Genomic DNA, 8,007 nt, shown 5'->3' on the forward strand with positions numbered 1-8,007 from the left:
ACCCTTTATTCACTCAAAAATTTGCCGCACGGCTTGCCGTACCTCATCCTCTTTCGCTGGTTTATTGATAAAGCCGACTGCGCCGAGTTCCCTTCCCTGCTGACGAGAAGAGTCTTGAATATCTGCTGAGACAATAATAGCTGGAATCTTTAACCCCTCCTGCTGAAGAATCTCTAGAAACTTGAATCCATCCACATCTGGCATCAGCAAATCTGTGAGTACGCAGCCTGGCTTATGACTTCTAATCATTTCCAAACCCTCTTGTCCGTTTGTGGCTTCTAAAATCTCATAACCATCCACTTGCAAGTACTTGCGTAGCATCCTACGAGTGAAGGCTGCATCATCAATAATTAAAACCGTAGCCATCTTTCACTTGATAAGTAGGGATGTTCTGTCGATTGTGATCTGTTCGGTACTAACTTAGGCTCGAGCAAGAGTTCAAGGCCGAGAGCATTAAGGTCTACTTGTCGAATCCAATGCAAAACCGTTGTGTGATGAATATGAGTCGCCCGTTCTATCGCTTTCACTCCCATTCCACCAAAGTAGAGCTCGAGGCAGCGTTGCTTTGTTGCATCTGAGTAACGCGGTTTCTGGTACGACTCAAGGAACTGTCGCCTACACCGTTTACATCGATAGGCTTGTACTCCCTTACGATACCCATTTTTGCAAGCCTGTGTAGAGTTGCAGGTTGGACACATCATAATCGCTGCTTACGTAATCATCATTACTCTTCAGCACAATCAAAACTATAACCTCTGTCTTAAGATAGATTCTTGACTAAAGACAACCTTCGTAGGATATCAGCTGAAGCTGTCAACTAGTTGTTGGGCGAAACATGTCGACCGCAATCGATGATGAGGATATTCAGGCATTTCTAGTTGAGAGTTACGATAACCTTGACCGCATTGAGCGGGACATTCTAGTTCTAGAAGAAACGCCCGCTGACCGAGACGTTCTAACTCGCCTTTATCGATCTCTGCATACGATCAAGGGGAATTGTGGCTTCTTACCTTTCCCGAAACTAGAATCGATCGCTCACGCGGGTGAGAGTTTATTGGGTAAGTTGCGCGATGAGTCAGTCGAGATCACGCCGGAAATTACTTCTGCATTGCTCCAGGTCGCAGACGAGGTTCGTCAATTGCTTCGTGGAATTGAAGCGACGGGCAAAGAAACTGGAACCGATTATTCAACTTTAATTAGGACGCTAGAATCCGTTCATAATAATTCATCAACGCAATCCTCTAACTCACTAGTGCACCATAAGTTAGATTCTTCAGAAAGCAGTGAAGCTACGGCATCAACGATTAGAGTCAATGTTGCGTTGCTTGATCGGGTGATGACCCTAGTTGAAGAGCTTGTACTTGCTCGCAATCAAGTCGTCAGTTTTTCGGATGTGCTTGACAATTCTTCGTTTGCTAAGGTTTGTCAGCGCTTAAACATCATCACCAACGACCTGCAAGAAGAAATCATGAGAACCCGGCTGCAGCCGATGGGGACTATTTTTCAAAAGTTTCCGCGGGTGGTGAGAGACTTAGCGATCGTCCATCACAAACAAGTTCAAATTCACATTGAAGGCGCAGAAACGGAGTTAGATCGTAGCCTGATTGAGCACATTAAAGATCCGCTGACTCATCTAATTCGCAATTGCGTCGATCACGGCATAGAATCAACTGACGTTCGGGCCGCTCAAGGGAAGCCTGCTAAAGGGCGATTAAGCATTAGAGCCTTCCATGAACAGGGCAAAGTTAATCTAGAAATCAGTGATGATGGAAATGGCATCAATCCCGAACAGTTGAAGCAGCGAGCGCAGCAGCTAGGAATGCTGAGTTCTCCTCAAGCCGAAGCGTTGAGCGATCGAGAAGCATTTGATCTGATGTTTCTGCCTGGTTTTTCTACCGCAGAACACGTGACGCATCTATCGGGTCGCGGAGTCGGGATGGATGTAGTGCGCTCAAATCTAGAACTCGTCAATGGTACGATTGATGTCCGCAGCCAAGTTAATGTTGGTACTACGTTTCGGATTAAAATTCCACTGACCTTAGCCATCGTCTCTGCGTTACTAATTTCGAGCGGCAACCAACGATTTGCGATCGCTTATACAAACATTCAAGAGTTAGTTCGTCTAGAAGGTCAGCAGACTTCTCAGATTGAAACTCTCTATAATGTGCCTGTTTACCGACTTCGAGAGACATTATTACCGTTGGTCTATCTCAATTTGGTTTTGCAATTAACCGACGAAGTGGCAACGTCTGAGGTCGTCTATATCGTCGTTATTCAAGTAGATGAGTATCAGTTTGGTGTCGTAGTAGATGCGATCGATGATGTTCAAGAAATTGTAGTGAAACCGCTAGGAAAACAGCTTAAAGAGCTAGCAGTTTATACAGGAGCAACCATTTTAGGAGATGGACAAATCGCTTTGATTTTAGATGCAGTGGGATTGGCACATCAGTCTAGCGTGATTGCTCAATTTCAAAAGCGTCTTTCAGCGAACACGCCTGAGATCGCGACTGACGAGCTAGACCAACAGTCAATTTTGTTGGTTGAAGGACCGCAGCGATCGCGGATGGGCATTCCGATGCTGGCGGCAGTCCGATTAGAAACCTTTTTACCATCCAACATTGAGCAAGTCGGGAATCAAAGCTTAGTAAAATACCGCGATCGCATTTTGCCCTTGATTGATTTACATCAGGTTTTCGGCAGCAGCATGCCTGAGCGAGAAGAGTTATCTGTTGTTGTAGTGGCCTTGAGTGCGAGCTGTAGCGTTGGGCTTATCGTTGATCGCGTCCTTGACATCGTTGAGGATTCTTTGAGCTTCAAAGGAGGAGCGACCCGCCCAGGAATAAGCTTTTGCGCTAGTATTCAAGACCAAGTTACGGAGATATTAGATATCGACGCGATCGTAGAAATGGTCAATCCACATCTTTTACGGCAAGTCGGTTAATTATTATGGCACAACAGTTTTGCACGTTCTATCTCAACAACACACACTTCGGTATTCCGATCCACCAGGTGCAAGAAATCGTTCGACACCAGACTCCCACTCGTATTCCGCTAGCAGAGTCTAATGTTTGCGGTTTAATTAATCTGCGAGGTCAAATTATTGCGGTAATCAATTTGAAGCGTCGTCTCGGCATCCATACCGAAATAATTGAACAGCGGTCAGATTCGGTTCAGTACAACGTCGTCATTTGTGTCAGCGATGAGGTCGTAAGCCTACAAGTTGATCAATTAGATGACATCTTAGAATTAGGCGATGATGATTTTGAACCTTCTCCTGCAACGCTCCAGGGAACGCTCCGACAGTTTTTGCAGGGCGCTTACAAGATGGCGAATGGGTTCTTACTCGTTCTTGATCCAGCAAAGGTGTTGGAAACAAAACCCTAATCTTGAACTTAAATAAGGAAATCTCATGGTAGCGAATCAGGATCAGGAAATGGATAGTGTCACCGAAACTTCAACGTCGCGTAAGACGGCAGCGAAATCAAATAATGGACTGAAAGTACAATTGCAGCCCTTACTGGATGCTTTGAACGCGGCAAAATTGGGTGACTTCTCGGTGCGACTTCCCCTAGACAATAGCTTGGGGGAAGTCGCGATCGCGTTTAACGAAATGATTACTTCGGTGCAAGACTCCATCCGGCAAATGGCTGAAGTTGCCGCAACTGTGGCTTCCTCCGCTGAAGAATTAACTGCCGTCAGTAGCGAAATGACGGATAATGCCTCTCAGACCGCAGAGCAAGCAACCTCAGCTTCAGCCTCCGCGGAACAAGTCAGTCAAAACGCCACAACAGTAGCAACGGCAGTAGAAGAAATGACTGCCACTATCCGAGAAATTGCTAGAAATTCAGCGCAAGGTGCACAGATAGCCACTAATGCTGTGGCAACCTCAGTTAGAGCAAATGTGACAATCAATAAGCTTGGTCAAAGCAGCCTTGATATTGGAAAAGTCGTCAAAGTCATCACCTCGATCGCTCAACAAACAAATCTACTTGCCCTTAATGCCACGATTGAAGCGGCTCGTGCGGGAGAGGCTGGAAAAGGGTTTGCGGTCGTCGCGAGCGAAGTTAAAGAACTTGCCAAACAAACTGCTAGTGCCACTGAAGATATTAGCCAACGCATTGAAGCGATTCAAGCTGACACGAATGAAGCGGTACAAGCGATTACAGAAATTACTGGGGTAATCAATCAAATTAGTGATATTCAAACCACGATTGCAAGTGCTGTAGAAGAACAAACTGCAACGACAAGCGAGATCTCTCGCAGCGTGGCAGAATCTGCTAAAGGTGCGACGGATATTGCGAAAAACATTGGCATCGTGGCACAGAATACTCAAAGTACCACCTCTGGAGCCAGAAATACATCTCAAGCAGCCGGAGAATTGGCGCGGATGGCAGTTGAGCTGCAGAAGATTGTGGGCAAGTTCCAATTTTAGGTAGAGGTATCTTCGATTAGTTCACGGTAAAGTGTGAGACACTTACACGCAGGATTAATCCTTTAAAAGTTAGGAGAAAGGTTCCAATTTACCTGGTTTAATCTCCCATCCTCCTATTTTAATAATGTCTAAAATTCATGTCCTTATTGTTGATGATGCCGTTGTTGTTCGTAGTCGTTTAAGCAAACTTCTCGCACTTGATCCCAATTTTGAAGTTGCGGGTGTGGCTGCAACTGGACGCGTTGCTCTTGCTAAAATTCCGCAAGTCAATCCAGATGTGGTGATTTTAGATGTTGAGATGCCCGACATGAATGGTCTAGAGACCTTAGCAGCCATTCGGCAATCCTATCCCGACCTTCCAGTCATTATGTTCAGCACTCAAACGCATACTGGAGCCGCCGCAACTCTAGACGCACTGGCTTTAGGAGCCTCTGATTATGCGACTAAACCGAGTCAACTCGGTAGCGTTGAGGCCGCAAATCAACATATTCAAAAAACATTATTTCCTAAGATCAAATTTTTTGGCACCAAGATAGCGCTGTCACCTGTTGTAGATTCAGCAAAAGTAGCTCCAGCAAAAATTCAATCATTCCGTCAAGTTCGCTCTGATCAATCAACGATCGACATTCTCGCGATCGGTGTCTCTACAGGTGGACCTAATGCTCTGGGTCTCTTATTACCTAAATTACCTAAAACATTTCCTATTCCAATCGTGATTGTGCAACATATGCCACCCATGTTCACAAAACTGATGGCGGAGCGGTTGGCAACAAAGTGTCAACTTCATGTGGCAGAAGCTTATTCGGGTGCACCACTAACACCTGGAATGATCTGGATTGCTCCCGGTGATCATCATATAGAAGTGACGAAATCTGGAGCGCAGATGCAATTGACAGCTCATCAAGCGCCTCCAGAGAATTTTTGTCGTCCTTCTGTAGACGTGCTGTTTCGATCGATTGCTCAACATTACAAGGCGCGATCTCTAGGTATCATCCTAACGGGAATGGGACAGGACGGGCTACGCGGCTGTGAATCAATTCGTAACGTTGGAGGGCAAATCTTGGCGCAGGATGAAGCCAGTAGCGTGGTCTGGGGGATGCCAGGATTTGTGGTGCATGCTGGGCTTGCAGATGCAGTTGTGCCATTAGAAGCGATGTCTATCGAGATTTTGCGTCGCGTTGACTGCACTTCTCTCACGGTGCATCGAGAGTTTCTATGAGTTCACCTCCCTTCGACTTCGACTACCTTCGTGGGTTAGTGCAGCAACAGTCTGCGGTCGTACTCAGTGCCGAGAAAAAATATCTGGCGGATCTGCATCTAGGAGCGGTGGCAGAACGGACTGGGTTTTCGTCGATCGCCGACCTTGTTGAGCAACTTAAACGGACTCCATTTGGAGCATTGCATGTGCAAGCAGTCGAAGCGATGCTGACAAATGAAACCTCCTTTTTCCGAGATCACTATCCCTTTGAATCCTTGAAAACTGTAGTGCTTCCGCATCTAATTCAACAGCGTCGGCAGGAGCGATCGCTGGCGATTTGGTGTGCTGGTTGTTCTTATGGACAAGAACCCTATAGCATTGCGATTTTAATTCAAGAACATTTTCCAGAATTGGCAAATTGGAACCTGCAACTTATTGCCAGTGATGTCTCGGGTAAAGCGCTAGCTCGATTGAAACAAGGCTATTACAGCCAACTTGAGGTCAATCGAGGACTGTCTTCCACTCTTCGAGATAAGTACTTTCATAAACAGCAGGAGACCTGGCAGATTAGCGATACTCTTCGCCAAATGGTGACCGTTCAGCAACTCAATTTAATTCATGAGTGGAAGGCGTTGCCTGTTATAGATATTATCTTCCTACGAAATGTGTTGATTTACTTTGATACAGAAACAAAAAAGTCAATTCTCCGAAAAGTCCATCAGCATTTACGTCTAGATGGTTATCTATTTTTAGGAGGAGGCGAGACAATATTAAACATAGACGACAAATTTGAACCAGTCCAAATCGACCAGAGTATTTGTCATCGCTTACGAATCGGCTAGAGACGTTAGGAGAAACCTTTCGTGCTGCGCTCAATAGCTTAACAGTTGTGGTTCCAGACTGGCTCCAGAAACATTTACAAGCAGAATGGTTTGTTCGTTATGGCGTTCCCGTAGCAAACGGACTAAAACCAACGCTAAGAACTTGCAGGACTAATTCTGGGCTGTGCGATTCGTTCGTTTGAAATGAGTCAACTGGCTCAAGGAAAACGGCGAGGGAAGGAGAGCAGAACCCTGCTCAACTGAACCTTGATAACTTGACTTCTGTGCAGTGAATCGAGCTGGATTGTTCCAGCTCGATAATTCTCGCTCCCTCAGTGCAGTAGGACTAATTCGTTGTCACGAGATGAAAGAGAGCTTGAATGTCATGGCGTAGAAGACGCAGCGCTTTAGTGAGCGAAGCATGACCAGAACTCCGTACGAGATTGATCACAATCGTGCGAATAATTGACCAAAGGGTTGCCGCATTGTGCTGAGGACAGCGAGCCGCATCCTCGCCAAAAACCACATCCTTAACCCAGTGCAAGCGATTTTCAATATCTCGATGGCGGCGAATGCCAACTGCAAAGGCAATCGCATCGGCACTTAGACTACTAAGGTAATAACTCCACTGATCAAACGGCTGACCGTTCCGTGTGCCAGTTCGATGCACCGCAATCAAACTACGAGCATTGGCCCAGTGCGAATCAATTCCAGAAACATCATCAAACACACCCACGCTGCGATGAACAATCCGATTCCGCGTTTGTTCACTGGTGTCATGATGAGAGTGAGGTCGTTGCTGTTGGTTAATCTGTTGTAGTGCTTTGAGTAGCTTGGGTTGATTGCCTTTGACACTGACCAAGTAGTTATTGCCGTGCTGCACAATCCGCTCAATCGTTTTTTTGGGCATGCAAGGCGTCCATTGTGAACACCACACCGCTCACCTGTAGAGTTTCGAGCAACGTTTGCACCACGCTTAGCTCACTGGTTGCTTTGTTCTCAAACTGCTTGAGGGCGACGACTACGCCGTGCTGATGACTGTACACTGACACGACATTGACAAAGTTCTGATATGACGCTCGGTAATGGCTCAATGTGCCCTTGATGCTTTTGCCGTCAATGGCCAACCCGTCTCCTTCCGTTATCGGCATCTGCACACCTGACCAGGCATTGAACGCACTCACCACCCGCTCAAAATCGAATTGCTCGAACAGACGGCGGAACGTTGAGTCCGACGGCAAGCGCGGTACTTCTATGCCAAAGCACTGACACAGGGTGCAATAGTGCCGCACACAAAAGTCTTCCAACGCAGCATAGCCATAGCATTCGCTCATGGTGCCAAGAATCGCCAGCAAGATCATTAGCCAGAGCGGGTAGCGTCGCCCACGCGGAGCACGATAATCTTCGATTTGCTTGAGATGCTCAATTAAACTCATCAGCAAGAGTAGAACGCGACTCCTGACAGTCTAATTTCTCTACCTTGACCCTGAATTAGCCCTACTTTTTTGCCAGGGGTCATAATAGGCAAATCGACACATTCTACGTCACGACTTCTG

At 46.4% G+C, this 8,007-nt stretch carries 7 protein-coding genes and 1 pseudogene; 5 read left to right on the plus strand and 3 right to left on the minus strand.

The window, feature by feature from the left end:
* Nucleotides 1-9 precede the first annotated feature (9 nt).
* Both AC5I6P_RS29020 and AC5I6P_RS29025 read right to left on the minus strand, forming a co-directional pair.
* Nucleotides 10-366: a response regulator gene (locus AC5I6P_RS29020; protein WP_495697261.1), complete on the minus strand. Its 357-nt coding sequence runs from the start codon at nucleotides 364-366 to the stop codon at nucleotides 10-12.
* Nucleotides 351-701 (minus strand): IS1/IS1595 family N-terminal zinc-binding domain-containing protein, encoded by a 351-nt coding sequence (locus AC5I6P_RS29025; protein ID WP_495697262.1) that lies wholly within the window; start codon nucleotides 699-701, stop codon nucleotides 351-353. Before AC5I6P_RS29025 ends, AC5I6P_RS29020 begins: the two co-directional genes overlap by 16 nt.
* Nucleotides 702-835: 134 nt before the next feature.
* On the opposite strand from AC5I6P_RS29025, the gene AC5I6P_RS29030 reads away from it, so the two are divergent.
* From AC5I6P_RS29030 to AC5I6P_RS29050, 5 genes are all read left to right on the plus strand, one after another.
* Entirely contained in the window at nucleotides 836-2,941 is a 2,106-nt protein-coding gene (locus tag AC5I6P_RS29030) for a chemotaxis protein CheA (RefSeq protein ID WP_495697263.1), read from the plus strand.
* A 5-nt stretch (nucleotides 2,942-2,946) separates the two neighbouring features.
* On the plus strand, nucleotides 2,947-3,384 hold the full coding sequence (locus AC5I6P_RS29035) for a chemotaxis protein CheW (RefSeq protein WP_495697264.1): 438 nt from the start codon (nucleotides 2,947-2,949) through the stop codon (nucleotides 3,382-3,384).
* A gap of 25 nt (nucleotides 3,385-3,409) precedes the next feature.
* Nucleotides 3,410-4,432, plus strand: a complete 1,023-nt coding sequence (locus AC5I6P_RS29040; RefSeq protein ID WP_495697265.1) for a methyl-accepting chemotaxis protein — start codon at nucleotides 3,410-3,412, stop codon at nucleotides 4,430-4,432.
* 124 nt (nucleotides 4,433-4,556) lie between these two features.
* A complete protein-coding gene (gene cheB, locus AC5I6P_RS29045; RefSeq protein WP_495697266.1) occupies nucleotides 4,557-5,651 on the plus strand; it encodes a chemotaxis-specific protein-glutamate methyltransferase CheB in 1,095 nt (364 codons plus the stop codon).
* Nucleotides 5,648-6,472 (plus strand): CheR family methyltransferase, encoded by an 825-nt coding sequence (locus tag AC5I6P_RS29050; RefSeq protein WP_495697267.1) that lies wholly within the window; start codon nucleotides 5,648-5,650, stop codon nucleotides 6,470-6,472. Before cheB ends, AC5I6P_RS29050 begins: the two co-directional genes overlap by 4 nt.
* Before the next feature lie 325 nt (nucleotides 6,473-6,797).
* On the opposite strand, the pseudogene AC5I6P_RS29055 reads toward AC5I6P_RS29050, so the two are convergent.
* Nucleotides 6,798-7,887: pseudogene (locus tag AC5I6P_RS29055) on the minus strand (ISAs1 family transposase).
* Nucleotides 7,888-8,007 lie beyond the last annotated feature (120 nt).

Source organism: Myxacorys sp., from assembly GCF_059501405.1.